The organism is Oceanicola sp. 22II-s10i (assembly GCF_002210105.1).
Lineage (GTDB): Bacteria > Pseudomonadota > Alphaproteobacteria > Rhodobacterales > Rhodobacteraceae > Pseudooceanicola.
In genome coordinates this window covers 901579-924657 of sequence record NZ_AQQU01000001.1, presented here as the reverse complement: position 1 = coordinate 924657, position 23079 = coordinate 901579, and the positions used below count along the sequence as shown (strand labels likewise).

The 23079-nt window shown below is 68.1% G+C and carries 24 protein-coding genes; 13 read left to right on the top strand and 11 right to left on the bottom strand.

The window, feature by feature from the left end:
* Position 1: 1 nt before the first annotated feature.
* Positions 2–595 carry a glutathione S-transferase family protein gene (locus ATO6_RS04575; RefSeq protein ID WP_088622728.1) on the top strand — a complete coding sequence of 198 codons (594 nt, stop codon included), beginning with the start codon at positions 2–4 and terminating at the stop codon, positions 593–595.
* Positions 596–604: 9 nt separating this feature from the next.
* Here ATO6_RS04575 and ATO6_RS04570 read toward each other — a convergent pair whose 3' ends face one another.
* The 3 genes from ATO6_RS04570 to ATO6_RS04560 form a co-directional block, all read right to left on the bottom strand.
* Positions 605–1747 (bottom strand): saccharopine dehydrogenase family protein, encoded by a 1143-nt coding sequence (locus ATO6_RS04570; RefSeq protein ID WP_088622727.1) that lies wholly within the window; start codon positions 1745–1747, stop codon positions 605–607.
* A complete protein-coding gene (locus ATO6_RS04565; protein WP_088622726.1) occupies positions 1744–2799 on the bottom strand; it encodes a saccharopine dehydrogenase in 1056 nt (351 codons plus the stop codon). The genes ATO6_RS04570 and ATO6_RS04565 overlap by 4 nt, the downstream gene beginning before the upstream one ends.
* Before the next feature lie 192 nt (positions 2800–2991).
* Positions 2992–4170, bottom strand: a complete 1179-nt coding sequence (locus ATO6_RS04560) for an acetyl-CoA C-acyltransferase family protein (protein WP_088622725.1) — start codon at positions 4168–4170, stop codon at positions 2992–2994.
* 75 nt (positions 4171–4245) lie between these two features.
* Between ATO6_RS04560 and ATO6_RS04555 the strand changes: the two genes are divergently transcribed.
* A complete protein-coding gene (locus tag ATO6_RS04555; RefSeq protein WP_141101935.1) occupies positions 4246–5820 on the top strand; it encodes a hypothetical protein in 1575 nt (524 codons plus the stop codon).
* A gap of 9 nt (positions 5821–5829) precedes the next feature.
* Here the strand turns inward: ATO6_RS04555 and ATO6_RS04550 are convergent, their stop codons facing one another.
* Both ATO6_RS04550 and ATO6_RS04545 read right to left on the bottom strand, forming a co-directional pair.
* Positions 5830–6588, bottom strand: a complete 759-nt coding sequence (locus ATO6_RS04550) for a metallophosphoesterase (RefSeq protein WP_088622723.1) — start codon at positions 6586–6588, stop codon at positions 5830–5832.
* 42 nt (positions 6589–6630) lie between these two features.
* A complete protein-coding gene (locus tag ATO6_RS04545; protein WP_088622722.1) occupies positions 6631–7563 on the bottom strand; it encodes a LysR family transcriptional regulator in 933 nt (310 codons plus the stop codon).
* A 198-nt stretch (positions 7564–7761) separates the two neighbouring features.
* Between ATO6_RS04545 and ATO6_RS04540 the strand changes: the two genes are divergently transcribed.
* Positions 7762–8208: a cupin domain-containing protein gene (locus tag ATO6_RS04540; RefSeq protein ID WP_088622721.1), complete on the top strand. Its 447-nt coding sequence runs from the start codon at positions 7762–7764 to the stop codon at positions 8206–8208.
* 21 nt (positions 8209–8229) lie between these two features.
* Positions 8230–8607: a hypothetical protein gene (locus ATO6_RS04535; protein ID WP_088622720.1), complete on the top strand. Its 378-nt coding sequence runs from the start codon at positions 8230–8232 to the stop codon at positions 8605–8607.
* A 58-nt stretch (positions 8608–8665) separates the two neighbouring features.
* Here the strand turns inward: ATO6_RS04535 and serA are convergent, their stop codons facing one another.
* Both serA and ATO6_RS04525 read right to left on the bottom strand, forming a co-directional pair.
* Positions 8666–10264 carry a phosphoglycerate dehydrogenase gene (gene serA, locus ATO6_RS04530; RefSeq protein WP_088622719.1) on the bottom strand — a complete coding sequence of 533 codons (1599 nt, stop codon included), beginning with the start codon at positions 10262–10264 and terminating at the stop codon, positions 8666–8668.
* A gap of 101 nt (positions 10265–10365) precedes the next feature.
* Positions 10366–11520, bottom strand: coding sequence for a phosphoserine transaminase (locus tag ATO6_RS04525; protein WP_088622718.1), 1155 nt, complete (start codon positions 11518–11520; stop codon positions 10366–10368).
* 313 nt (positions 11521–11833) lie between these two features.
* Here ATO6_RS04525 and ATO6_RS04520 point away from each other — a divergent pair, with 313 nt between their 5' ends.
* The 5 genes from ATO6_RS04520 to ATO6_RS04500 all read left to right on the top strand — a co-directional run bounded on the left by ATO6_RS04520 (position 11834) and on the right by ATO6_RS04500 (position 14849).
* On the top strand, positions 11834–12658 hold the full coding sequence (locus ATO6_RS04520) for a c-type cytochrome (protein WP_254919065.1): 825 nt from the start codon (positions 11834–11836) through the stop codon (positions 12656–12658).
* Positions 12659–12727: 69 nt separating this feature from the next.
* Positions 12728–13612, top strand: coding sequence for a phosphoserine phosphatase SerB (gene serB / locus ATO6_RS04515; RefSeq protein ID WP_088622716.1), 885 nt, complete (start codon positions 12728–12730; stop codon positions 13610–13612).
* Between the two features lie 58 nt (positions 13613–13670).
* Positions 13671–14003 carry a helix-turn-helix transcriptional regulator gene (locus ATO6_RS04510; protein ID WP_088622715.1) on the top strand — a complete coding sequence of 111 codons (333 nt, stop codon included), beginning with the start codon at positions 13671–13673 and terminating at the stop codon, positions 14001–14003.
* Complete coding sequence (locus tag ATO6_RS04505) at positions 14000–14479, top strand: SRPBCC domain-containing protein (protein ID WP_088622714.1); 480 nt, start codon at positions 14000–14002, stop codon at positions 14477–14479. The genes ATO6_RS04510 and ATO6_RS04505 overlap by 4 nt, the downstream gene beginning before the upstream one ends.
* Before the next feature lie 49 nt (positions 14480–14528).
* A complete protein-coding gene (locus tag ATO6_RS04500; RefSeq protein WP_088622713.1) occupies positions 14529–14849 on the top strand; it encodes a hypothetical protein in 321 nt (106 codons plus the stop codon).
* Positions 14850–14937: 88 nt separating this feature from the next.
* On the opposite strand, the gene ATO6_RS04495 is transcribed toward ATO6_RS04500, so the two are convergent.
* The 3 genes from ATO6_RS04495 to deoC are packed head-to-tail and all read right to left on the bottom strand — an operon-like array spanning position 14938 to position 18637.
* Positions 14938–17274 carry an aldehyde dehydrogenase family protein gene (locus tag ATO6_RS04495; RefSeq protein ID WP_088622712.1) on the bottom strand — a complete coding sequence of 779 codons (2337 nt, stop codon included), beginning with the start codon at positions 17272–17274 and terminating at the stop codon, positions 14938–14940.
* On the bottom strand, positions 17271–17645 hold the full coding sequence (locus ATO6_RS04490; RefSeq protein WP_141101934.1) for a hypothetical protein: 375 nt from the start codon (positions 17643–17645) through the stop codon (positions 17271–17273). The genes ATO6_RS04495 and ATO6_RS04490 overlap by 4 nt, the downstream gene beginning before the upstream one ends.
* A gap of 2 nt (positions 17646–17647) precedes the next feature.
* Positions 17648–18637 (bottom strand): deoxyribose-phosphate aldolase, encoded by a 990-nt coding sequence (deoC, locus tag ATO6_RS04485; protein ID WP_088622710.1) that lies wholly within the window; start codon positions 18635–18637, stop codon positions 17648–17650.
* A gap of 179 nt (positions 18638–18816) precedes the next feature.
* Between deoC and ATO6_RS04480 the strand changes: the two genes are divergently transcribed.
* From ATO6_RS04480 to ATO6_RS04465, 4 genes are read left to right on the top strand one after another with little or no spacing between them, the layout of a single operon-like run.
* Positions 18817–19773: a metal ABC transporter solute-binding protein, Zn/Mn family gene (locus tag ATO6_RS04480; protein ID WP_176440822.1), complete on the top strand. Its 957-nt coding sequence runs from the start codon at positions 18817–18819 to the stop codon at positions 19771–19773.
* Positions 19773–20531, top strand: coding sequence for a metal ABC transporter ATP-binding protein (locus ATO6_RS04475; protein WP_088622709.1), 759 nt, complete (start codon positions 19773–19775; stop codon positions 20529–20531). The genes ATO6_RS04480 and ATO6_RS04475 overlap by 1 nt, the downstream gene beginning before the upstream one ends.
* Before the next feature lies 1 nt (position 20532).
* Entirely contained in the window at positions 20533–21423 is an 891-nt protein-coding gene (locus ATO6_RS04470) for a metal ABC transporter permease (protein WP_141101933.1), read from the top strand.
* Positions 21420–22337 carry a metal ABC transporter permease gene (locus ATO6_RS04465; protein ID WP_141101932.1) on the top strand — a complete coding sequence of 306 codons (918 nt, stop codon included), beginning with the start codon at positions 21420–21422 and terminating at the stop codon, positions 22335–22337. The genes ATO6_RS04470 and ATO6_RS04465 overlap by 4 nt, the downstream gene beginning before the upstream one ends.
* On the opposite strand, the gene ATO6_RS04460 is transcribed toward ATO6_RS04465, so the two are convergent.
* Positions 22334–23074, bottom strand: a complete 741-nt coding sequence (locus ATO6_RS04460) for a 2-dehydro-3-deoxygalactonokinase (RefSeq protein WP_088622708.1) — start codon at positions 23072–23074, stop codon at positions 22334–22336. The two genes, ATO6_RS04465 and ATO6_RS04460, sit on opposite strands and share 4 nt — an antisense overlap.
* Positions 23075–23079 lie beyond the last annotated feature (5 nt).

Sequence of the window (23079 nt, the reverse complement as noted above, 5' to 3'; positions counted from 1 at the left end):
GATGTATACCCTGCTCGGCTCGGGCCAGTCCCGGACGTTCCGCATCCTGTGGATGCTCGAAGAACTGGGCGAAAGCTTCGACTGGCTGCCCGAGGCCCCGCATTCAGAAAAGGTGCGGGAACATTCCAACCTCGGCAAGCTGCCGGTTCTGCTGGTCGACGGGACACCACTCACCGACTCGGTCGCGATCATGACCTACCTCGCGGACAGCCACGACCGGTTCACCGCCGCGCCGGGCACGCTGGAGCGGGCATTCCAGGACAGCCTGACCAACCAGATCCTCGACGAGATCGAGGGCGCGGTCTGGACCTCGGCCAAGCACAGCTTCGTCCTGCCGGAAAAGATCCGCGTCCCCGAGATCAAGCCGGTCTGCCAGAAGGAATTCGCCCGCTCGACCGCCAAGCTGGCGGAACGCGCGCGGGGCGGCTACCTGACCGGCGACACGCCGACCGTGCCCGACTTCCTGCTGACCCACTGCCTGAACTGGGCGCGCACCGCGAAATTTCCGGACGCGCCCGAGGCGCTGGTGGCGATCGGCGAACGCATGCGCGCCCGCCCCGCGTTCCAGGCGACCGTCGCGCGGCTCAAGGGCTGACCGCCTGCCTCAGCCGACGTGATCGACCAGGTCGATCCGCTGCGCGATCTGGCCGATCTCGTCCAGCCATTCCTCCACGATCTGCGGATCGTGGGGGGCTGGCGTGACGCCCTCGGGCAGACGCCCGGCCAGCACCGCCTCGACCGCCAGCGAGACGGGGACCGAGACCAGACGGCCCATGGCCGAGGCCTCGTCATCGCCCCATGCGTCCATCGCGTAGGTCTTGTGCCAGACGGTCTTGCCGTCCTTCTCGGCCTTCAGCGACACGAACAGGACGACGCGGTCCGGCTCGCCCTCGTCATAGGCGTGGTCGCGCCAGAACTGGTCGGACATCTCGGTCAGCCGCGCCTCGCCCTCGGGACCGGTGAGGGTTTCGATCTCGCGGAAGATCGGGTCCCATGCCCTGGCCCAGCCATCCAGCCGCAGCGTGCCGCGCACGAAGGTGCGGACCTTCCAGTCGGGATCGAAGCGGTAGTCCTCGATGAAGGGAAAGCTGTCGCGGTTCGGATAGGCCTCGAACGTCTCCTCGCCCGGCAGGGGCGAGGTGAAGCGGGTGATGGCGTTCCACGGGCGGTCGACGTTCAGCGTCTCGAAATCCTTCAGGGATTTGGACGGCGAGCGCAGCGCCTTGAGCACGCCGAGCGGGGACCACGAGAACTTGTAGCGGAAGTCGTTGGCAATCTTGGGAAACCCGCCGCAGTAGGAGGTGAAGCTGATCTCGTTCGCGGGGTCAAAGGCGTCGGACGCGCGGTAGTCGGCCACGAGATGATGCGCCATCAGGTGGTCGATGCCGGGATCGAGGCCGACCTCGTTGACGAAGCTCAGGCCCTTGTCCCGCGCCGCGCCGTCCAGCGCGCGGGTTTCCGGCGCGATATAGCTGGAGGTGACGAAATGCGCGCCCTTGTCGACGCAGAGCGCGGCAAGCTTCGGGTGCCAGTCGCCGGGCAGCATGGAGATCACGACATCGCCGGGCGCGACGGCGGCATCCAGCGCGGCCATGTCGAAGGCGCGGATGTCGTCGGTCAGGTCGCCGACCTCTTCCTGTGCCCGCGCGACGGTCCGGTTCCAGATGGTGACCGGATAGCCGAGGCCGATGAGGCGGCGCAGGCCGGGGATGGCCGACAGGCCGGTGCCACACCAGTGGATGGTCATGCGAGGTCCTCCATATGTCTGTCGAAGATGGCTTTGGCCCGGCCCCAAACGCCTGCGTCGAGGGCATCTAGCGTCTGCAGCGAGGGCAGAAGCTGCGCGGCGTAGTCCTGCGAGCTTTCCAGCGGCAGGAGCGAGGGCAGGTTGTCGATCGCGGTCACATCGAGCGGCGGGGCGTCATGCACGCGCAGCGCGGGGGCGTCCCATGTCGTCGTGCGGTCGTAGACCTTGATCGGCGAGAAATCCGAGGTCGGGTCGCAGGCGATGTCGCCGATCACCGTCAGGTCGCGCGGCTGGCCGGGCAGGTCGGCGGGCACGAAGACCGGGGTGCCCGGCATGGCAAGGATCGCGTTCAGGAAGATCTCGTGACGTGCGATCTCGGGGAACGGCCCGCCGCTGGCGGTCTCGTCCTTGTCCCACTTGGTAACCTGCATCCCCATCTCGGTGCAGAGATCCGAGGCCCCCGTCCCGACCCGCCCGAGCGCGCCGATGACGATGGCACGGGGGGTGCTCTTCGCGCTTTGCAGCGCGCCTCGCAGCTCACCGGTCAGGGCGTCGCGGTTGGGGTAGGAAGAGACGGGTCCGCAGATGCCGCCGTCCTGCTGCGCCAGCCAGCATTTCAACGCCACCGCGGCACCGGCGAAGCCCGCCCAGTAGCCGAAGGCGGCGACACGGCGGCCGGTGTCGTCCAGAAGGTATTCGAGGTCGTAGAGCGTGCCGCCGCCTTCGCGGAACCGTTCCAGCAGGATGCGCCCGGCGGGCTGGCCCTTGAAGGCGTGGCCGAACATTATGTGCCGGTGGCGCAGAGGCGTGCCGTCCTCGGGCAGTTCCTTGAGGCCGAAGACGATGGCGTCCTGCGGCGCGTCGGGCCAGCTGGCCTCGGGCGCGACCTCGGCCCCGGCGGCGCGGTAGGCGTCGAGCGGGATGATGCGGGTGCGGCTGTCCTCCACCGTCAGGCGGAAGCCGCGGGCGATCAGATCCGCCGCGCCCTCGGGCGTGAGGCCGGTGCGGTCTTCGTTCGGGCGTTGTTCTGCGCGAAGCCAGATGTGAGTCATGTCTGTGTCCCTCGGTCGGGACAGCCGTAGGGGATAGCCGCGCCGGGCGCAACGGGGGCGCTGGAGGTGGCTGCGGAGGGGGGCGCTGCCCCCCGCCGGGCCTGCGGTCCGGCGTCCCCCGAAGTATTTTTGACCAGAAGAAGCAGGGAACCTGCGCGCCCCGTCATCGGACGAGGCGGGTGGTCCGCCGGGTCAGAGGCGCTCGATGGCCAGCGCGATGCCCTGGCCGCCGCCAATGCACATGGTGATCAGGGCCGTCTTGCCGCCGATGCGTTCGAGTTCGTAGAGCGCCTTGACGGTGATGATCGCCCCGGTCGCGCCGACCGGGTGGCCAAGCGCGATGGCACCGCCGTTGGGGTTCACCTTGGCGGGGTCGAGGCCGAGGCCCTTGTTCACCGCCAGCGCCTGCGCGGCGAAGGCCTCGTTCGATTCGATGACGTCGAAGTCCGAGATCGACAAGCCGGTGCGTTTCAGCAGGTTCTCGACCGCGGGGACCGGGCCGATGCCCATCACCTCGGGGCGGACGCCGGCATGGGCATAGCCGATGATCCGCGCCTTGGGCTTGAGCCCGGCCTTTTCCGCCGCTTCCGCCGTCGCCAGAACGATGGCCGCCGCGCCGTCGTTGATGCCCGAGGCGTTGCCCGCCGTGACGCAGCCGTCCTTCTGGAAGGCGGGGCGCAGGCCGGCGAGGCCTTCGAGCGTGGTCGAGGGCTTGACGTGTTCGTCGGTGTCGAAGGGGACCTTGTCGCGCTTGATCTGGATTTCGACGGGGACGATCTGGGACTTGAAGTGCCCGGCTTCGATCGCCGCCATCGCGCGCTTCTGGCTTTCGAACGAGAAGGTGTCCATCTGCTCGCGGGTGATGTCGTGCTCCCTGGCCACGTTCTCGGCCGTCACGCCCATGTGGCCGGTGCCGAAGGGGCAGTTCAGCGCGCCGAGCATCATGTCGAGCACCTTGATGTCGCCCATCTTCTGACCCCAGCGTTCCGAGGGGTTGATGTAGGGGCTGCGCGACATCGACTCGGCACCGCCGGCGAGGCCGAACTCGGCATCGCCCATGGCCAGCGACTGGACGACCGAGACGATCGCCTGCGCGCCCGAGCCGCAGAGGCGGTTCACGTTCATCGCGGGGGTGGTGTCGGGGATACCGGCCTCGATCGCGGCGACCCGGCTGAGATACATGTCGCGCGGCTCGGTGTTGATGACGTGGCCATAGGCGACGTGGCCGATCTGCGCGCCCTCGACGCCCGACCGTTCCAGCGCGGCCTTGGCGGCGGTCGCGCCGAGGCTGATCGGGGCGATCCCGGCGAGGCTGCCGCCGAAGGTGCCGATGGCGGTGCGTGCGCCGTCGAGAATGACGATGTCTTTCATGTGCTGGTCTCCTCTCACCGGGCGCAACCGCGCCCCTTTGACACTGTCTTGCCCTGTGGTGGGTGAACATGCAACGTGTCCGCCATGCTGCTTGCCGATTTCGCCCCGCTGACCCCGGCCGAGGAGGCCATGGTCGCCGGGGCCCCCGGCGACGGGCGGATCGTCATCGGCGAGGCCCTGCCCGAGGGCGAGGACGACACGCTGCGGATCCGGGCCGGGCTGATCCGGCTGGCGCTGACCGGCGCGGATCCGGGGCTGGTTCTGAACGACAAGGGGCTGCGGCTGAAGGGCGCGCGGATCGAGGGGGTGCTGGACCTGCGCTCGGTCACGACGCGGTTCGACCTGGCGCTGACATCGTGCCACCTGACCGATCCGGCCGAGATGATGAACGCCCGGATGCGCGGGATATACCTGAGCGACTGCTACCTGCCGGGGATCGAGGCCGACGGCGCGGTGCTGGACGGGTCGTTCTACATCCGGGGCGAAACGCTGGTGAAGGGCGAGCTGAGCCTCGCCGGGATGCGGGTCGAGGGCGACATCCAGTTCTGCGGGCTGGCGATCAAGGCGAGCGGGCAGGACGCGATATTCGCCCCGTCGCTGAGCGTCGGCGGATCGGTCTACCTGGGCGACTACCCCTATGCCAACGGGCGGACGACGCTGGACTGCGAAGGCGCGGTGTTCATGGCCTCCTCGCGGATCGGGCGGGACCTGTTCGTCACCCGCTGTGCCATCGCCGCCAGCGAACCCACGGGCGAAAGCCTGTTCCAGGCGAGCGAGGAGCACGGGCCGGAGAACGCGTTGTCGCTGGCGCGGGCCAACATCGGGGGGATCCTCTATTTCAGGGAGAACCAGATCGCGCGCGGGGCGGTCAGCCTTGCCGGGGCCCATGCCGCACGGCTGCGGGACGAGCCCGCCGGGCCGGGGGCCAGTTATCCGGTCCGGCTGGACGGGTTCACCTACGACGACTTCTCGCGCCATGCCGAGACCGGGATCGGCGCGCGGCTTGAGTGGCTGGCGCGGCGTCCGCGCGACACGGCGTTCACCGCGCAGCCCTATGAGCAGTTCGCACGGACACTGGATCACATGGGGCACAGGTCGGACGCGCGGACGGTGCGGATGACCAAGGAGCGGGTGCTGCGCGAGGCCGACCGGGAAAAGCTGCGCGCGCGGCACGGGCGTGGTCTGCGCTGGTGGCTGGACCTTGCGGGCGACGTCATCATGCGGTTCGGCGTGGGCTATGGCTATCGGCCCGGCCGGGCGCTGGTGATCGCGGTGGTGATGATCGCGGGGCTGACGGTGTTCTTCGACCGGGTCTGGCAGGCCGGGGACATGGCGCCGAACGCCGCGCCGATCCTCGTGTCCGCGGGCTGGCAGGCGGCGGTGGAGGCGCATCCGGACAACCCGGCCGCCTTCTGGGCCGCGCCGGGTCAGGCCGGGCAGGATTACGAGACGTTCAACGCGCTGGCCTATGCGGCGGATGTCTTCGTGCCGCTGGTTTCGCTGGGGCAGGAGGCCGCCTGGGCGCCGTCGACCGCGCGCTCGCCGCTCGGGCGGATCGGCTGGTGGCTGCGCTGGATCGCGACGGCGCTTGGCTGGGTGGTCACGGCGCTTGGCGCGGCGGCGGTGACGGGGGCGGTGCGGCAGGACTGAGCGTGAGGCTCAGCCCCAGACCCGTTCCTCGTCGGGCGCCAGCGGCTGCGGCGGCAGCAGTTCGTGCCCCTTTTCGGTGATCATGAAGCACTCGCCCTCTTCCATCACCGCGACGACCAGATCGCGGCCAAGGCCCGCGCCCGCGTCGAGGTCGATGTGCGGCCCGAAGTGGCGCGCGGCAGGCACGGGCGTGTGTCCGTGGATGACCAGCCAGGGGTGCGGGCCGGGATCGAGCAGGAACTCGTCGCGGATCCAGATCAGGTCGTCGTTGGACTGCTGGTCCACCGGCAGGCCCGGCTTGATCCCCGCATGCACGAACAGCAGGCCCTCGCGTTCATGGGCATAGACGAGCGAGGCAAGGAATTCTGCGTGGTGATCGGGCACGGCGGCGGCAAAGGCGCGTTGCAGGTCCTCGGGCGCGAGGTCCGGGTCTGGATCGATGCCGTAGCTCTGCATCGCGACGCCCCCGAGGCGGGGATGCGACCAGCGCGCGGTGGCCCGCATCCGGGGGTCGGTGTCGGTGCCGTCGGTCAGGTAGTTCAGCATCATCCGGTCGTGGTTGCCCATCAGGCAGGTCCAGTTGCGCCCCTCGGCCATTCCCCTGGACAGGATCTCGAGCACGCCCGCGGTATCCGGCCCCCGGTCGACGTAGTCGCCCAGAAAGACGATCTCGGCATCCGGGCTGCCGTAGTCGCGTTCGACGAGAGCCAGCGCGTCCTCGAGAAGCGCGCGTTGGCCGTGGATGTCGGGAATGACGTAAATGCTCATGGGCGGAAGGAACCACGCGTCCGGTGAAAAGGGAAGTCCGTGTTACATATCCAGAGGACGCGTGAGCGCGGCGATCTGTTCCCGCAGCCACCGGTGTGCCGGATTGTTTGTCGACCGGCGGTGCCAGACGATACAGATGGTGGCCGCGTCGACCGGCATCGGCGGGGCGTGGCAGGTCAGGCCCGCAGCGGGCGCGACACGCCGGGCCAGCGCGGTCGGGATCAGGGCGATCAGGTCGCTGCCCGCCACGGCGCGGTAGACGCCGGAGAAGACCGGCAGCGTCATCGCCACAGTGCGCTTGCGCCCGACCTTGTGCAGCGCGGCGTCGCCCATGGCCTGCAGGCGGCCCTCGGGCGAGAACAGGACATGGTTCAGCGTGCAGAACAGGTCCATCGGGATCGGGTCGCCGTCCGCGATTCCGGCCTCGGCCAGCGCGGGATGACCGCGGCGGGCTATGGTGGTGAAGGTGGAGTTGAAGATCACGCGGTGGTCGACCCAGTCGGGAAAGGTCATGCGCGGGATCAGGGCCATGTCCACCTGGTAGCGTTCGAGCGTGTCGATGTAGTTGTCGGGCACGAGATCAACCAGCTGCACACGCATCCGGGGCGCGACACGTCCGACGTGATCGCCGAGGCCCGGCATCAGCATCTCGGCGAAGAAGTCGCTGCCGGACAGCTTGAACGACAGCTCGGCGGTGCCCGGATCGAAGGCACCGGGCCCGGCCAGCATGTCCTCGATCCGCTCCAGCGTCTCGCGCAGCGGCGTTTCGAGGCTGCGGGCGAAATCCGTCGGTTCCAGCCCGCGCCCCTTGCGGACGAAGAGCGGGTCGTTGAACGCATGCCTCAGCCGCGACAGGGCCGCCGAAACCGCGGGTTGCGACAGCCCCGCCCGGTTACCGGCCCGCACGGTCGATCCCTCGGCCAGCAGGGCGTCGAGGACCTTGAGCAGGTTGAGATCGAATCCGGACAAATTCATGCGGTGAATTATTAAGATACAATCAATCGATTTCTATAATCCGATTGGGTGGGTCATAGTCTCATTGCCGGCGCGGATCCCCCCGAGCATCCCCCGGCCCCCTTGAAAACGCCCCGACCGGCGGCAGGCACCTTCCCGCGACCCTGTGGTCCGCGACCGGGACCGGTTTGTCCGACGGGCCAGTAGTGAGTAACGATCATGACACTTCCCCCATTGGGCACGGACGCCCTCATCTGGCTGGGCACTGAATACAAAGTGCTGCTCTCGCCCGAGGATACCGAGGGCCGCCTGTCCCTCGTCGACAGCATCTCTCCGGTCGACAGCGGCCCGCCGCGCCATGTTCACGAGGCCGAGGACGAGATCTTCTACCTGATGACCGGAGCCTGCGAGTTCTGGCTGGAGGGCGAACAGTTCACCCGCAGCGCAGGCGAGGCGGTGTTCGTGCCGCGCGGCCGGGAACACACCTTTCGCGCAATCGGAACCGAGGCGTGCCGGCACCTCGTCATCCTGACCCCCGGCGGGTTCGAGGGTTTCTTCCGCGACATGGCCGAGGGACAGTTCCGGATTCCCGACGACATGCCGGCGGTCGAGGAGTCGGCGGCGCGCCACAATATGCGCTTCACGGGTCCGCCGCTTGGCGTATGAATGAGAAAAAGGGAGGGACCAATGAACCTTATCGCACGCACTTTCGTGACGCTCGGCGTCGTCTGCGCCGTGATCGGCATGGCCTGGGGCATCCATATGTCCGCCTCGGGCGACCACATGCTGTCACCGGCGCACGCGCACCTGAACCTGCTGGGCTACGTCAGCCTGTTCCTGTTCGGTGTTTACTACCACCTCGTGCCCTCCGCGGCGGAGGGTATCCTCGCCAAGGTGCATCTCGCTGTGGCCGTCGCGGGCGTGGTGATCATCGTGCCGGGGATCGTTCAGGCGATCCAGCAGACGGGCGAAACGCTGGCCAAGATCGGATCCGTCCTGACGATCCTGTCGATGGTCGTCTTCCTGATCGTCGTTCTGACGACCGCCGGACGGCGCACCGCCTGAAACGACAGGAGCCGCCCCTTACGGGACGGCTCCGTTCATTCTCACATGGCGGCGTGGCTCAGACCACGTCGAACACCAGCGGTTTGACCTGGGTAAAGACGCCGGTGCCTTCCAGCTTCTTCAGCAGCTCGTTCGACGGCGCCGTGTCGAGATAAAGCAGCGCGATGGCCTCGCCACCCGCCGCGGCGCGGCCGAGGGTGAAGTTCGCGATGTTCTGGCCGGCCTCGCCCAGCGTCGACCCCAGCGTGCCGATGACGCCCGGCACGTCCTTATTGGTCGTGTAGAGCATGTGGCTGCCGACCTCGGCGTCGATGTTGATGCCCTTGATCTGGATGAAGCGCGGCTTGCCGTCCGAAAAGACGGTGCCCGCGACCGAGCGTTCCCGCTTTTCGGTCACGACCGTCACCTTGATGTAGCCGTCGAAGGCGCCGGACTTGTTCTGGTTGGTGGTCGAGATCTTGATCCCGCGTTCCTGCGCGACGACCGGGGCCGACACCATGTTCACGTCCGGATTGGCCTTTTTCATGATCCCGGCGATCACCGCGCAGTTCAGCGCGGCGAGGTTCATCTCGGCCACGACACCATCATAGAGGATGTTGATCGCCTTGATCGGCTCGTCCGTCATCTGGCCGATGAAGCTGCCGAGGTGCCCGGACAGGGCGACCCAGGGGCCCATGACCTTGGCCTCTTCGGCGGTCATCGAGGGCATGTTCAGCGCGTTCTCAACGGCGCCGTCCAGCAGGTAGTTCGACATCTGCTCGGCCACCTGCAGCGCCACGTTCTCCTGCGCTTCGGTCGTCGCCGCGCCGAGGTGCGGGGTGCAGACGACGTTGGGCAGGCCGAACAGGACGTTGCTGGTCGCCGGTTCCTCGGAGAAGACATCGAAGGCCGCGCCGGCGACGTGGCCGGATTTCAGCAGGTCGGCCAGCGCCTCTTCGTCAACCAGACCGCCACGGGCGCAGTTGATGATACGCACGCCCTTCTTGGTCTTTTCGAGGTTCTCGCGCGACAGGATGTTACGGGTCTGGTCGGTCAGCGGGACGTGCAGCGTGATGAAATCGGCGCGTTTCAGCAGGTCGTCCAGATCGTCGATCTTCTCGACGCCCATCTTGTCAGCCTTTTCCTGGCTCAGGAACGGGTCGTAGGCGATGACCTTCATCTTGAGCCCGCGGGCGCGGTCACAGACGATGCCGCCGATGTTGCCCGCGCCGATCACGCCGAGGGTCTTGGCGGTCAGCTCGACGCCCATGAACTTGGACTTTTCCCACTTGCCCGCATGGGTCGAGGCCGACGCCTCGGGGATCTGGCGGGCGACGGCGAACATCATCGCGATGGCGTGTTCGGCGGTGGTGATCATGTTGCCGAACGGCGTGTTCATGACGATCACGCCCTTCTTGGAGGCGGCGTCCTTGTCGACGTTGTCGACGCCGATCCCGGCCCGGCCGATGACCTTGAGGTTGGTGGCAGCGGCCAGGACCTTGTCGGTCACCTTGGTGGCCGAGCGGATGGCGAGGCCGTCGTAGTTGCCGATGATCTCGAGCAGCTTTTCCTTGTCCTTGCCGAGCTTCGGCTGGAAGTCGACCTCGATGCCGCGATCCTTGAAGATCTGGACGGCCGCGTCGGACAGTTCGTCAGAGATGAGTACCTTGGGAGCCATGTGTCTGGTCCTTTGAGAATGGGGGGCGGTGCGTGCAGAGCACGCACCCTACGGGATGTCGGGGAGGCAGTAGGGTGCGTGCTCTGCTCGCACCGTCCGTGTCACGCGGCCTGGGCCTGCGCGGCGATCTCGGCGTCGAAGGCCCATTCGACCCACGGCATCAGGGCCGTGACGTCGGAGGTTTCGACCGTGCCGCCGCACCAGATCCTGAGGCCGGCCGGCGCATCGCGATAGGCGCCGAGGTCGAGCCCCACGCCCTCTTTCTCCAGCCGCTTGGCGACTGCCTTGGCGAAGGCCGCGCCGTCCTTGATCCGGTCGTCCGCGAATTTCAGGCAGACCGAGGTGTTCGACCGCGTCGCCGGGTCGATGGCGAGATTTTCCAGCCACGGGGTCTTTTCGCAGAAGTCCCAGATCACCTTGGCGTTGGCATCCGCGCGGGCCATCAGGCCCTTCAGCCCGCCGACCGACCGCGCCCAGTCGAGCGCGACGAGGTAATCCTCGACCGCCAGCATGGAGGGGGTGTTGATCGTCTCGCCCACGAAGATGCCTTCGTTCAGCTTGCCGTTCTTGGTCATGCGGAAGATCTTGGGCAGCGGCCACGCGGGCTTGTAGCTTTCCAGCCGTTCCACGGCGCGGGGACTGAGCACGAGCATGCCATGCGCCGCCTCGCCGCCCAGCACCTTCTGCCAGGAGAAGGTGACGACATCCAGCTTGTCCCAGGGCAGGTCCTGCGCGAAGGCGGCGCTGGTCGCGTCGCAGATCGTCAGGCCGGCGCGATCGGCGGGGATCTTGTCGCCGTTCGGAACGCGGACGCCCGATGTGGTGCCGTTCCAGGTGAAGACGACGTCGGTGTCGAAGTCGATCTCCGCGAAATCGACGATCTCGCCGTAACCGGCTTCCTTGACCTCGGCGTCGATCTTGAGCTGCTTGACGACATCCGTCACCCAGCCCGAGCCGAAGCTTTCCCACGCGACCATCGTCGCCTTGCGGGCGCCGAGCATGGACCACATCGCCATTTCGACGGCGCCTGTGTCAGAGGCCGGAACGATGCCGATCTTGTAGTCGGCGGGAATGCCGAGGATCTCGCGCGTGCCCTCGATGGCGGCCTTCAGCTTTTCCTTGCCGATGGCTGCACGATGCGAGCGGCCGAGCGGTGCGTCGGACAGCAGATCGAGCGAGAATGTGGGGATCTTGGCGCAGGGGCCGGAGGAGAATCGCGGGTTGGCCGGACGCGTCGCCGGTGCTTGGGTAGCCATGTAGCCTAACCTTCCAGATAGATGCCCCCCGTTGGGGAGGGGTGTCCCGCCGCCGGATATACGGGCGATTCGGTTGCCTTGCAATGAAGCTGGTGTCGCATTTGGGCGCAGCCTTGCCGCAAATCGCCTCTGGATGCGCTTTCCTGACGCCTATCGGAAACCCCGCGCGGCTCAAACGCCCTTGTCCGGGCGGGTTCGGCGCCGGACGTCGGGCTTAAGTGGCGTCCACCCAACATCTTTTTCTTGCACCTCACGTGCGCGTGATAATGTCGACGAGGGGTCGTTACCGTTATCACGTCGGAGGAAGTTAATTTTGTTCAGACCTATCGCGACCGCATTTGCCGGTCTTTTGCTGTCCACGTCCCTTGCCAGCGCCGAAACGCCCGTCGAGCGGGGGCAGTATCTGGTCGAGGGCCCTGCCGCCTGCGGCAACTGCCACACCAGCCCGGTCCCCGGATCGCCCGCCTATGGCGGATGGTCGATCATGGAGCCGAACTTCACCGCCGAGGCGCCGAACATCACGCCGGGATCGCGCATCGCGGGCTGGTCGGACGCGGAGCTTGCCAAGGCCATCCGCGAGGGCATCCGCCCGGACGGCTCGGTGATCGGGCCGCCCATGCCGATCGGCCTTTATCGCGGCCTGGGCGACGACGACCTTGCCGCAATCGTCGCCTACGTGCGCACGCTCGAACCGGTGGAGACGGAGTTCAAGGCCTCGCAATACCCGTTCCCCCTGCCCCCCGCCTACGGGCCGCCGGTCGACAGCGTCACCGCGCCCGAGCGCGGCGAGACGGTGGAATACGGTGCTTACCTCGCCGGGCCGGTCGCGCATTGCATGGAGTGTCATTCGCTCAAGAACGGCATGCCGGACCTGGAGAACAACCTCGGCGGCGGCGGGCATGAATGGCACGGGCCATGGGGCATCTCGGTGGCCGCGAACCTGACCAGTCACCCGGATGCGCTGGCAAAGTACACGGATGACGAGGTGATCGCGATGATCACCAAGGGCACCCGCCCGGACGGCAGCCCGATGTTCCCGCCGATGCCCTATGCGCATTACGCCAACATGACCGATGGCGATGCGAAAGCGGTCGTTGCCTACCTGCGCACCCTGCCGCCGATCGAACCGGGCAACTGACCAGTCCAAAGTATCTGGTCCTCCCTACTGCGCCGTGGTTAAACCGCGGCGCAGCTTTGCGGAGGCCCCATGTACGTCGTCACCCTGAACAGCGATCCCCTCGCCCCGGCGCTCGATGCCGGTATGGTGGAGGCCATGCGCACAGACTGGCAGGGGGGCGAGCTGCGGTGGCTGGCCGAGAACGAGGCGGCGGAGTTCCCGGTGCCCGCGATGCCTGCCGATTTCCGCGCGGTCTGGGAGGAGATACAGGCGCGACGGATCGACCTGAACATCCAGCCCGCCGCGGGACGGCGCAAGAAGATGCTGCTGGCCGACATGGACAGCACCATGATCCGTCAGGAATGCATCGACGAACTGGCCGACGAGGCCGGGGTCGGCGAGCGCGTCAAGGAAATCACCGCCCGCGCCATGAACGGCGAACTGGGGTTCGAGGGCGCGCTGACCGAACGGGTCGGCCTGCTGAAAGGCCAGCCGGTCGGGATCATCGACAAGGTGCTGGACGACCGGATCGAGCTGATGCCGGGCGGGCCGGAGCTGCTGGCCACGATGAAGGCGCAGGGGGCGTTCTGTGCGCTGGTCTCGGGCGGGTTCACGGCCTTCACCGGCCGCGTGGCGGAACGTCTGGGCTTTGACGAGAACCGGGCGAACACGTTGCTGGAGGCGGATGGCCTGCTGACCGGCGACGTCGCGCGGCCTATCCTCGGGCGCGAGGCCAAGGTGCAGGCGCTGGAAGAGATCACCGCCCGGCTCGGTATCGGCGAGGGCGACGTGATCGCGGTCGGCGACGGGGCGAATGACCTAGGGATGCTGAAACGGGCGGGAACGGGCGTGGCGCTGCATGCCAAGCCGGTGGTCGCGGCGGAATGCGAGGTCCGGGTGAACTTCGGCGACCTGACGGCGCTGCTTTATCTTCAGGGCTATGCGCGGGACGCCTTCGTCTACCCTGATCTTTGATTTCTAATTCTGTTAATTAACTGTTGCGCAAATTAAGGAATCGGTCCAGCTTGTCCCCATGACAAGTCTGACCGACACCTTCGCCGCGCTCTCCGATCCGACCCGCCTGTCGCTGGTCGAGAAACTGCTGACACGCGGCGAACTGCCGGCCGGGACGCTGGCGTCCGAGGCCGACATCTCGGCCCCTGCCATTTCGCGGCACCTGAAGGTGCTGCGCGAGGCCGGGGTCATCCAGCAGCGCGTGCAGGGCACGCACCGCTATTACTCCGTCCGGCCCGAGGCGCTGCGCACAGTGAACGGCTGGACCATGGACCACCGCGCGTTCTGGGCGGGCAGCCTCGACAGGCTGGACGACCTGCTGGCGCTCGATCCCGAGGGAGACGACACATGAAGGATACGGAAACCACCGATGTCGCGTTCGTCCGCGACTACTCGGTCGCGCTGGACAGATTGTGGAGGGCGGTGACCGAACCGGTCCAGCTGATCCAGTGGTTCGGGCCAGAGGGGCTTTTCATCCAGGACTGCGACCTGGATTTCCGCCGGACCGGGCCGTGGTCCTGTTCCATGGTCGGAAAAGAAAGCGGCAACCGCTTTCATGTGTCGGGACAGATCACCAGTGTCAGCCCCCCGGCCGAGGGGCGGGGCAGCGTCGGCCTGACGTGGGCCTGGCACGACGACACCGGCAGGCGCGGACCGGAAAGCCATGTGAGCTTCACCGTCGAGCGGACGGCCACGGGCGCGCGCCTGACCCTGACACACAGGGCGCTGGAAAGCGTGGATTCGGCGCAGGACCATACGCGTGGCTGGCTGTCGACGCTGCGCAAGCTCGATTTCTTCCTCGATCCCGGCGCACGGCTGCCGGACTGACCCGGCAACCCGCAGCAGACGCTGCATCCAGACACGTGAAAGGACTGACATGCCCAAGTTTCTCTATATCTACCATGGCGGCGCCGCCGGTGCGCCCTCCACCCCCGCCGCACAGGAGGCCGCGATGAAGGCCTGGGGCGACTGGATGGCCACGGTCGGCCCGGCCCTCGTCGATCCGGGCGAGCCGGTCGGGAAGTCGAAATCGGTGACCGCCTCGGGCGTGTCGGACGATGTGGCGCAGGCTGCCTTCGGCTATTCCATCGTCGAGGCGGAGAGCATCGAGGCGGCCTGCGAAATGGCCAAGGGGAACCCGATGGTCGCAGGCGGCGGCTCGGTCGAAGTCGCGCAGATCATGCCGATCCCGATGTGACCGGCGGGGATGGGGGCTCTGCCCCCGCCGCGGCCTGAAGGCCGCGACTCCCCCGAAGTATTTGGAACCAGAAGAAGCAGGGGACCTGCTATTCGCCCCAGGGGATCCAGACGGTCTTGATTTCGGTGGCCGCGTCGAGGAAGGCGCGGCCTTCGGCTTTCGTCCAGTCCGTCGCGCGCCCGTCGTTGACCCAGGTGCGTTTCAGGTTGCCCGCGCTTTCGGCCTCGATGACCTTGGACAGGTCGGTGGAGGAGAAGGACCAGACGGCATCCACATCGAGGTGCTTGGCAAGGACCGGGGCGAGTTCCGCGTGACTGCCGGTCAGGATGTTGGCCACGCCGCCCGGCACGTCGGAGGTGTCGAGGATCTGGTAGACGTCGGTCGCCGCCAGCGGGTGCGCCTCGGAAGCGACCAGCACCATGCGGTTGCCCATGGCGAGGCCGGGGGCCATCAGCGAGATCAGGCCGAGAAGCGGCGCCTCGTCCGGGCAGATCGCGCCGATCACGCCGACGGGTTCCCGCATCCCGAGCGCGGTGCCGCGCAGCGGGACGTTCTTGACCTCGCCGCCATACTTGTCGGCCCATGCGGCGTAGGTGAACAGGCGGCTGATGCTCGCCTCGACCTCGGCCATGCCGCCGGTGCCGGTCATGGCGTCGATGCGGGCGGCGAATTCGTCGGCGCGGGCCGAGAGGTTCTCGGCCACGTAATAGAGGATCTGCGCGCGCAGGTGGCCGGTGGATTTGGACCAGCCGGCGGCGGCCTGCGCTGACTCGACCGCGTTGCGGATGTCCTTGCGGTTGGCGACACCGACCTGGCCAAGCGGCGCACCCTTGGCCCCGTGGACGGTGCGGGAGTAGCCGCCGTCAGGCCGGGCCTGCTTGCCGCCGATGTAGAGCTTGGGGGTCCGGTCGAGGCCCTGAACCGGGCCGGTGTCGCCGTTCACCGGTTCGAGACGTTTCAGCGGCTCTGTATCGCCCTTCTGCGCCGTATAGGCCATCAGACCTTCCCAGCCCCCTTCCCGGCCGAAGCCGGACTCGCGCACGCCACCGAACCCGGCGGCAGCGTCGAACATGTTTGTGCCGTTCACCCAGACCACCCCGGCGGCCAGCTTGGGCGCGATGTCGAGCGCGAGGTTCACGTTCTCGGTCCAGAGTGTCGCGGCGAGGCCGTAGCGGGTGTTGTTGGCGAGGCTGACCGCCTCGGACGGGGTGCGGAAGGTGGTGGAGACGAGGACGGGGCCGAAGATCTCCTCCTGCATAAGCGGATCGGAGGGCGACAGGCCGGTGATCAGCGTCGGCGGGTAGAAGCAGCCCGAAGCGGGCATGTCGCAGGCGGCGCGGTGCACATCTCCGGCGCGGTTGGCGTTGACCAGCCGGGTGATCGTGTCGATCTGGACCGGATCCACGATCGCACCGACGTCGATGCACTTGTCCAGCGGATCGCCGACGCGCAGCTTGTCCATACGGATGCGCAGGCGGCGGTGGAAATCCTCGGCGACGCTCTCCTGCACCAGCAGGCGCGAACCGGCGCAGCAGACCTGGCCCTGGTTGAACCAGATGGCGTCGACCAGACCCTCGATCGCGCTGTCGATGTCGGCGTCGTCGAACACGATGTAGGGCGACTTGCCCCCCAGTTCGAGCGTCAGCGCCTTGCCCTGCCCGGCGGTGGCGCGGCGGATGCGGCGGCCGACCTCGGTCGAGCCGGTGAAGGCGACCTTGTCGGCCTCCGTGTGGGTCACGATCATCTCGCCCGTCGCGCCGTCGCCGGTGACGATGTTGACGACGCCGCCGGGGACACCGGCCTGTCGGCAGATGTCGGCGAAGAGCAGCGCGGTGAGCGAGGTGTATTCGGCAGGCTTCAGCACCACGGTGTTGCCAGCCGCCAGAGCCGGGGCGATCTTCCATGCCAGCATCAGCAGGGGGAAATTCCACGGGATCACCTGGCCGCAGACGCCGATGGCGCGGCGGTCGGGGTGTTCGGCCTCCATCAGCTGGGCGAGGCCCGCGTGGTAGTAGAAGTGCCGGTGGACCAGCGGGATGTCGATGTCGCGGCTTTCACGGATCGGCTTGCCGTTGTCGAGCGTTTCGAGCACGGCGAAGAGGCGCGCGTTCTTCTGGATCAGCCTGGCCAGCGCGTAGAGCACGCGCGCGCGGGCGTGGCCGCCCTGCGCCTCCCATTCCGGCTGTGCGCGACGGGCGGCGGCGAAGGCGGCGTCGACATCGGCCTGGGTGCCCTTCGTGATATTGGCGAGGACCTCGCCGGTGGCGGGATTCTTCGTCTCGAACGTCTCGCCGGGATCGGTGAAGGCGCCGTCGACGAAGTTGCCGAAGCTTGCGCCCTGATCGACGATCCAGGCGAGCGCATCCTCGGCGCTTTCGGGGGCGGGGCCGTAGTCCATGGTTTCGAAGATTTCCTTGACGGTCATCGGGACAAGTCCTTGCATTCGAGCCGACTGATCGAGGCGTCCTGCGCGCCGTAGATCAACCTGACGACGGTAAGCGGGGGGGCGAGTTTGCGGTCATCCGTGCCGGGCACCGGCTGGCCGTACACGACGATGACCGAACTTGCGTCGAGATACGTTTTGCGTGCACCGGACCTGTAGACGGTATGAGCGTACATCTCCTGATCGTCGGCCGAATAAACCAGCGCTTGCATGAAGACGCCGATTTCAACGGGTGGCCCCACCGGCGCACCGTCTATCATCCAGGGGCCACAGGCAAAGGTCTGAGCCTGGCCGGATACGGCCAGAAGAACGGTCAGGACGCTCGCTGCGCCAAGAATACCGCGACCGGCCATCCTCACCCCGCCGCGTGCCGCCATCCGGCGGAGTATGCGCCGGTGACGTGGTGTTCCAGCTGCCGCTCGATATCGCCGAGCAGCGAGGACGCGCCGAAGCGGAAGAGGTCGGGGCGCAGCCAGCGGTCGCCCAGTTCCTCCTTGATCAGCGAGAGGTAGACGAGCGCGTCCTTCGCCTTGGAGATCCCGCCCGCGGGTTTGTAGCCGATGCGGATGCCGGTGCGGTCCTGATAGGCGCGAATGGCGCGGATCATCGTCAGGCTGACCGGCAGCGTCGCGTTCACGCCCTCCTTGCCGGTCGATGTCTTGATGAAGTCCGCCCCGGCCATCATGCAGACCAGCGAGGCGCGGGCGACATTGCGCAGCGTGCCGAGTTCGCCGGTCGCGAGGATCGCCTTGACGTGCGCCTCGCCGCAGGCGGCGCGAAACTCCTTCATCTCGTCATAGAGCGCCTGCCAGTTGCCGGTCAGCACGTGGCGGCGCGAGATGACGATGTCGATCTCCTTGGCCCCGGCCGCGACGCTTTCCCCGATCTCGGCCACGCGCAGGCGATAGGGCGAAAGGCCCGCCGGAAAGCCGGTGGACACGGCGGCGACGGGGATGCCCGATCCCTCCAGCGCCTCGACGGCGGCGGGCACCATCTCGTGATAGACGCAGACCGCGCCGACGGTCAGGCCGGGCCGGCCCAGCGTGTCGAGGATGTCGGCGCGCACCGGCTGGCGGGCCTTGGCGCAGAGGCGGCGAACCCGGCCCTCGGTATCGTCACCGGCCAGCGTCGTCAGGTCGATGCAGGAAATCGCGCGGGCCAGCCACGCGGCCTGGTAGTCCTTCTTGACCGACCGGCGGCCGGGCAGTGTCGCCGCGCGGCGTTCGATGGCCGAGGTGTTCGCCTGAACCGAGCGCACCCAGTCCATGTCCAGTTCCATGCCCGGATTGCGTGGCTCCACCGTCTGGGGAAGTCCCGGCGCGAGGGTTTCGCTGACCTGATCCATCGGTGCTCCTCCCGATAATGCCGGGAAAGGGTGTCATGCCGCCCTGCCCAAGGCAAGCGAGGCGGCGCGACGTCAGGCAGCGGGGCGCCGGTTTCGGCGGATTTATGAAAATGGTTCTCAATTGCATTGACTTGATGAGAATGGTTCTCAGATACTGATGTGCAAAGGAGAATCATCACATGCGTCTCAGCCGCCGCCAGATGCTTGCCACCTCGCTTGCCGGTCTCGCCGCCACCCGCCTGCCCGCCGCCGCGCCGGTTCAGATCGTGGCGACGACCGGGATGATCGCGGATGCCGCCCGGACGATCGGCGCAGGGCTGGCCGAGGTGCGCGGGCTGATGGGGCCGGGGGTCGATCCGCATTCCTATCGCCAGACCCGCACCGACATCGTCGCGATGACCCGCGCCGATCTGGTGCTGTGGCACGGGCTGTATCTCGAGGCGCAGATGGAGCAGTTCATGCAGGATCTCGCCGTGCGCCGGAACGTCGTCGCGGTGGCCGAGAGCATCCCGCGCGACCGGCTGCGGGCGCATGCGGATTATGCCGAGAAATTCGATCCGCACGTCTGGATGGACCCGGCGCTCTGGTCCACGCCGGTGGCCGAGGTCGCGCGTGCGCTGACCGTCGCCGTGCCAGGGGCCGAGGCGCGGATCGCCGAACAGGCGGCGGGCTATCAGGACGTTGTTGCACGGCTCGACACCTACGCGCGCGAGGTGCTGGCGACGGTGCCGGACAGCGCCCGCGTGCTGGTCACGGCGCATGACGCGTTCGGCTATTTCGGCCGCGCCTACGGGTTCGAGGTGGTCGGCATCCAGGGCATCTCGACCGAGAGCGAGGCGGGGCTGAAACGGATCGGCGACATCGTGCGGATGCTGGTCGACCGCCGGATCGGGGCGGTCTTCGTGGAAAGCTCGGTCTCCGACCGCAACATGCGCGCACTGGTCGAAGGGGCCGCCGCCGAGGGGCACGAGGTGCGGATCGGGGGCGAGCTCTATTCCGACGCCATGGGCGTGCCGGGGACTTACGAGGGGACCTATCCGGGGATGATCGATCACAACGTCTCGGTCATCGCGGCGGCGCTCGGCGGGCGGGTGCCGCAGGGCGGCATGGACGGGCGTCTGAAGGCGGTGCTGTGATGCTGATGCGGACTGAGCCCGAGGATGTCAGCGCCAGTCCCTTCGCCGTGCGCGGCCTGACCGTGGGCTACGGCGGCGATCCGGTGGTGCAGGGCGTGGACCTGACGGTGCCGGACGGCGCGATGCTGGCCATCATCGGGCCGAACGGGGCGGGCAAGTCGACGCTGCTCAAGGCCTCGCTGGGGCTGGTGCCCCGGATGGCCGGGACGGCGACGGTTTTCGGTCAGCCGGTCGCGCGGCAAAGGGCGCGGATCGCCTATGTGCCGCAGCGCGCGAGCGTCGACTGGGACTTCCCCGCGCGGGCGATCGACGTGGTGATGATGGGCCTCTACCGCGACCTCGGACTGCTGCGCCCGGTCCGGGCGCGACATCTGGACCGGGCGCGCGACTGCCTCGCGCGGGTCGGGATGGAGGACTTCGCCAGCCGCCAGATCGGCCAGCTCTCCGGCGGTCAGCAGCAGCGCGTCTTCCTCGCCCGTGCGCTGGCGCAGGATGCGGAGGTCTACCTGCTGGACGAACCCTTCGCCGGGGTGGATGCGGCGACCGAGGCGGCGATCATCGCCGTGCTCAAACTGCTGCGCGATCAGGGGCGGACGGTGGTCTGCGTGCATCACGACCTGTCGACCGTGCGGGATTATTTCACCCATGTCTTCCTGATGAACCGCACCGCCGTGGCGCAGGGCCCGGTGGCCGAGGCGTTCACCCAAGAGACGCTCCAGCGCGCCTATGGCGGCCGGCTGGCCTTCGCGGCGGGCTGAGATGGAGCTTGGCTATAACGCCCTGCTGGTCCTGACCGGCGCGGGTCTGCTGGGTTTCACCGGCGGCGCGACCGGCACCTTCCTCGTCCTGCGCAAGCGGGCGCTGCTGTCCGATGCGATCAGCCATGCGACCCTGCCGGGGGTGGCTCTGGCCTTCATGGCCATGGTCGCGCTCGGGGGAGAGGGGCGGAACCTGTTCGGCCTGATGCTGGGCGCGGCGCTGTCCGCCGGGATCGGGCTGGCGGTCGTGCAATGGCTGACCGGACGGACCCGTCTGGCCGAGGACGCGGCGATCGGGGCGGTGCTGTCGGTGTTCTTCGGCGCGGGGGTCGTCCTGCTTACCGTGATCCAGACCATGACCGCCGGACGGCAGGCGGGGCTCGAGGCGTTCCTGCTCGGCTCCACCGCCGGCATGCTGCGGAGCGAGGCCGAGATCATCGCGGCGGGCGGCGCGCTCTGCCTGCTGGCGGTCGCGGGTCTGCGGCGGCTGCTGGTGCTGGCGGCCTTCGATCCGGGCTATGCCGAGAGCATCGGCATGAACCCCCGCCGGATCGACGCGGCGCTGATGATGCTGGTTCTGGCGGTGGTGGTCGTGGGGCTCAAGATCGTCGGGCTGGTGCTGATCGTCGCCCTGCTGATCATCCCGCCGGTCGCCGCGCGGTTCTGGACGGATCGCGCCGGGGTAATGGCGGTGATCGCCGGGCTGACCGGGGCCGCGGCGGGCGCGGGCGGGGCGCTGATCTCGGCGCTGGTGCCGGGGGTGCCGACAGGGCCGGTGATCGTGCTGCTGGCGGCCGGGGCCTTCGTGCTGTCGATGATCTTCTCGCCGAAACGCGGCGTGCTGGCGGCATTGGCCCGGCGCAGGCGCTGGCGGGCGGAGGTGATGGAATGAGCGGCGAGGAATTCGTCCCCCTGTCGCTGGTGCCCCTTCTGATCGGGGTTTGCGCGGCGCTGGCCAGTGCGCTGCCGGGGAACTTCCTGATCCTGCGGCGGCAGGCACTGATCGGTGACGCGATCTCGCACGTGGTGCTCCCGGGGATTGTCGTGGGCTTCCTGCTGACCGGGCGCGTGGCAACCTGGCCGATGATGCTGGGCGCGGGCGGCACGGCGCTGGTGTCGGTGCTGCTTATCGAAGTGGTCGCCCGCTTTGGCCGGGTGGAGCCGGGGGCGGCCATGGGGGTCGTGTTCACCTCGATGTTCGCGGGCGGCGTGCTGCTGCTGGAACTGTCGGACACCTCATCGGTCCACCTCGACGTGCAGCATGCGCTTTACGGCAACCTCGAGAGCCTGATCTGGCTGGACGCCTTCGGCTGGGAAAGCCTGTTCGACCCCGTCGCGCTGGCGGGCCTGCCGCCGGAGCTGCCGCGCATGGCGCTCGTGGCGCTCGGCATCGCATTGTTCATCCGGGTGCTCTGGCGGCCGCTGATGCTGTCGACCTTCGACGAGGGCTTTGCCGCCATGGCCGGGATCGCCACCCGCCCGCTGAGCCTTGCGCTGATGGTCATGTCCGCCATCGCGGCGGTCGCGGCCTTCGATGCGGTCGGGTCGATCATCGTGATCGCCATGTTCATCTGCCCGCCCGCCGCAGCGCGGATGATGACCGACAGCCTCGCCCGCCAGATCGGGTGGAGCGCGGTCTTCGCCACCGTCTCGGCGGTGCTGGGCTACGTGCTGGCGGGCTACGGGCCGCTCTGGCTGGGCCGGGCGGATGCGGTCAGTGCGGCGGGGATGATTGCGGTGGTCGCGGGCGTGATCCTCGGGCTGGCGGCGGTCTTCGGTCCCTGCCGCAGGCGGGCGGGGACCTAGCGCGTCAGCCCGAACTTGGTGCCAAGCGCCAGCATGCCCTTTTCCGCCGCCTGATCGCCCCGGACCTGCAGCACCGGCACGCCCTGCGCCTCCAGCCCCTTGCGATAGGCCGTCGCGGCAGTCCCGTCGCCGACCACCGCCACCTGCTGCCCCAGCCAGAGCGCACGGGCCGAGGCCAGTTCCGCCCCGATCAGCGCGCCGAGCGCAACGTCGCGCCGTTCGGCCACCGCCGCGCTGCCCAGCGTCGCGGCCAGACGCTCAGGCCGCGACAGGCTGTCGGACAATGCGTCGGCATCGGCCACCGCTTCGGCCGCGCCGAGGCTGGCGGCCAGCGTCATGGTCAGCGCGGACTGGAGAAACACGACCTCCGCCGCGCTCAGGCTGATCCAGTGCGTCACCGCGCCGGGCAGGCAGATCGTGCCGTCCCAGTCAGGGTTGAGCGCGGCAAATCCGATGGCCTTCAGTCGCGCGCCGTTCAGCCGGTGCAGGGGTTTCGCCTGTTGCAACGCTGTCAGCACCAGCCCGCCGGGGGCCTGATGCAGCGCGTCGGGGGTCAGTTTCGCCGGGATGGCTTCGGACGGTGCGTCTGCGGCCCCGGCGATCAGCAGGCGGTCGGAAGGAACCTGTCCGGGAGCCGCGCGGCTTGCCTCGGCGTCCAGCCGCGCCCGCACGGCGGAGCCGTCGAAGCTCCAGCCGGTCAGCCCGTCATCGGTGCCGCATATGCCTGTCCAGTCCATCCACG

Excerpts from the sequence above, each read along its gene's own strand:
- ATO6_RS04495 (WP_088622712.1), bottom strand. The coding sequence starts at position 17,274 with ATGACCGTCAAGGAAATCTTCGAAACCATGGACTACGGCCCCGCCCCC.
- ATO6_RS04565 (WP_088622726.1), bottom strand. The coding sequence starts at position 2,799 with ATGACTCACATCTGGCTTCGCGCAGAACAACGCCCGAACGAAGACCGC.
- ATO6_RS04535 (WP_088622720.1), top strand. The coding sequence starts at position 8,230 with ATGAACCTTATCGCACGCACTTTCGTGACGCTCGGCGTCGTCTGCGCC.
- ATO6_RS04575 (WP_088622728.1), top strand. The coding sequence starts at position 2 with ATGTATACCCTGCTCGGCTCGGGCCAGTCCCGGACGTTCCGCATCCTG.
- ATO6_RS04490 (WP_141101934.1), bottom strand. The coding sequence starts at position 17,645 with ATGGCCGGTCGCGGTATTCTTGGCGCAGCGAGCGTCCTGACCGTTCTT.
- deoC (WP_088622710.1), bottom strand. The coding sequence starts at position 18,637 with ATGGATCAGGTCAGCGAAACCCTCGCGCCGGGACTTCCCCAGACGGTG.
- ATO6_RS04500 (WP_088622713.1), top strand. The coding sequence starts at position 14,529 with ATGCCCAAGTTTCTCTATATCTACCATGGCGGCGCCGCCGGTGCGCCC.
- ATO6_RS04470 (WP_141101933.1), top strand. The coding sequence starts at position 20,533 with ATGGAGCTTGGCTATAACGCCCTGCTGGTCCTGACCGGCGCGGGTCTG.
- ATO6_RS04505 (WP_088622714.1), top strand. The coding sequence starts at position 14,000 with ATGAAGGATACGGAAACCACCGATGTCGCGTTCGTCCGCGACTACTCG.
- ATO6_RS04460 (WP_088622708.1), bottom strand. The coding sequence starts at position 23,074 with ATGGACTGGACAGGCATATGCGGCACCGATGACGGGCTGACCGGCTGG.
- ATO6_RS04550 (WP_088622723.1), bottom strand. The coding sequence starts at position 6,588 with ATGAGCATTTACGTCATTCCCGACATCCACGGCCAACGCGCGCTTCTC.
- ATO6_RS04570 (WP_088622727.1), bottom strand. The coding sequence starts at position 1,747 with ATGACCATCCACTGGTGTGGCACCGGCCTGTCGGCCATCCCCGGCCTG.
- ATO6_RS04540 (WP_088622721.1), top strand. The coding sequence starts at position 7,762 with ATGACACTTCCCCCATTGGGCACGGACGCCCTCATCTGGCTGGGCACT.
- ATO6_RS04525 (WP_088622718.1), bottom strand. The coding sequence starts at position 11,520 with ATGGCTACCCAAGCACCGGCGACGCGTCCGGCCAACCCGCGATTCTCC.
- ATO6_RS04560 (WP_088622725.1), bottom strand. The coding sequence starts at position 4,170 with ATGAAAGACATCGTCATTCTCGACGGCGCACGCACCGCCATCGGCACC.
- ATO6_RS04545 (WP_088622722.1), bottom strand. The coding sequence starts at position 7,563 with ATGAATTTGTCCGGATTCGATCTCAACCTGCTCAAGGTCCTCGACGCC.
- ATO6_RS04465 (WP_141101932.1), top strand. The coding sequence starts at position 21,420 with ATGAGCGGCGAGGAATTCGTCCCCCTGTCGCTGGTGCCCCTTCTGATC.
- serA (WP_088622719.1), bottom strand. The coding sequence starts at position 10,264 with ATGGCTCCCAAGGTACTCATCTCTGACGAACTGTCCGACGCGGCCGTC.
- ATO6_RS04480 (WP_176440822.1), top strand. The coding sequence starts at position 18,817 with ATGCGTCTCAGCCGCCGCCAGATGCTTGCCACCTCGCTTGCCGGTCTC.
- ATO6_RS04475 (WP_088622709.1), top strand. The coding sequence starts at position 19,773 with ATGCTGATGCGGACTGAGCCCGAGGATGTCAGCGCCAGTCCCTTCGCC.
- ATO6_RS04510 (WP_088622715.1), top strand. The coding sequence starts at position 13,671 with ATGACAAGTCTGACCGACACCTTCGCCGCGCTCTCCGATCCGACCCGC.
- serB (WP_088622716.1), top strand. The coding sequence starts at position 12,728 with ATGTACGTCGTCACCCTGAACAGCGATCCCCTCGCCCCGGCGCTCGAT.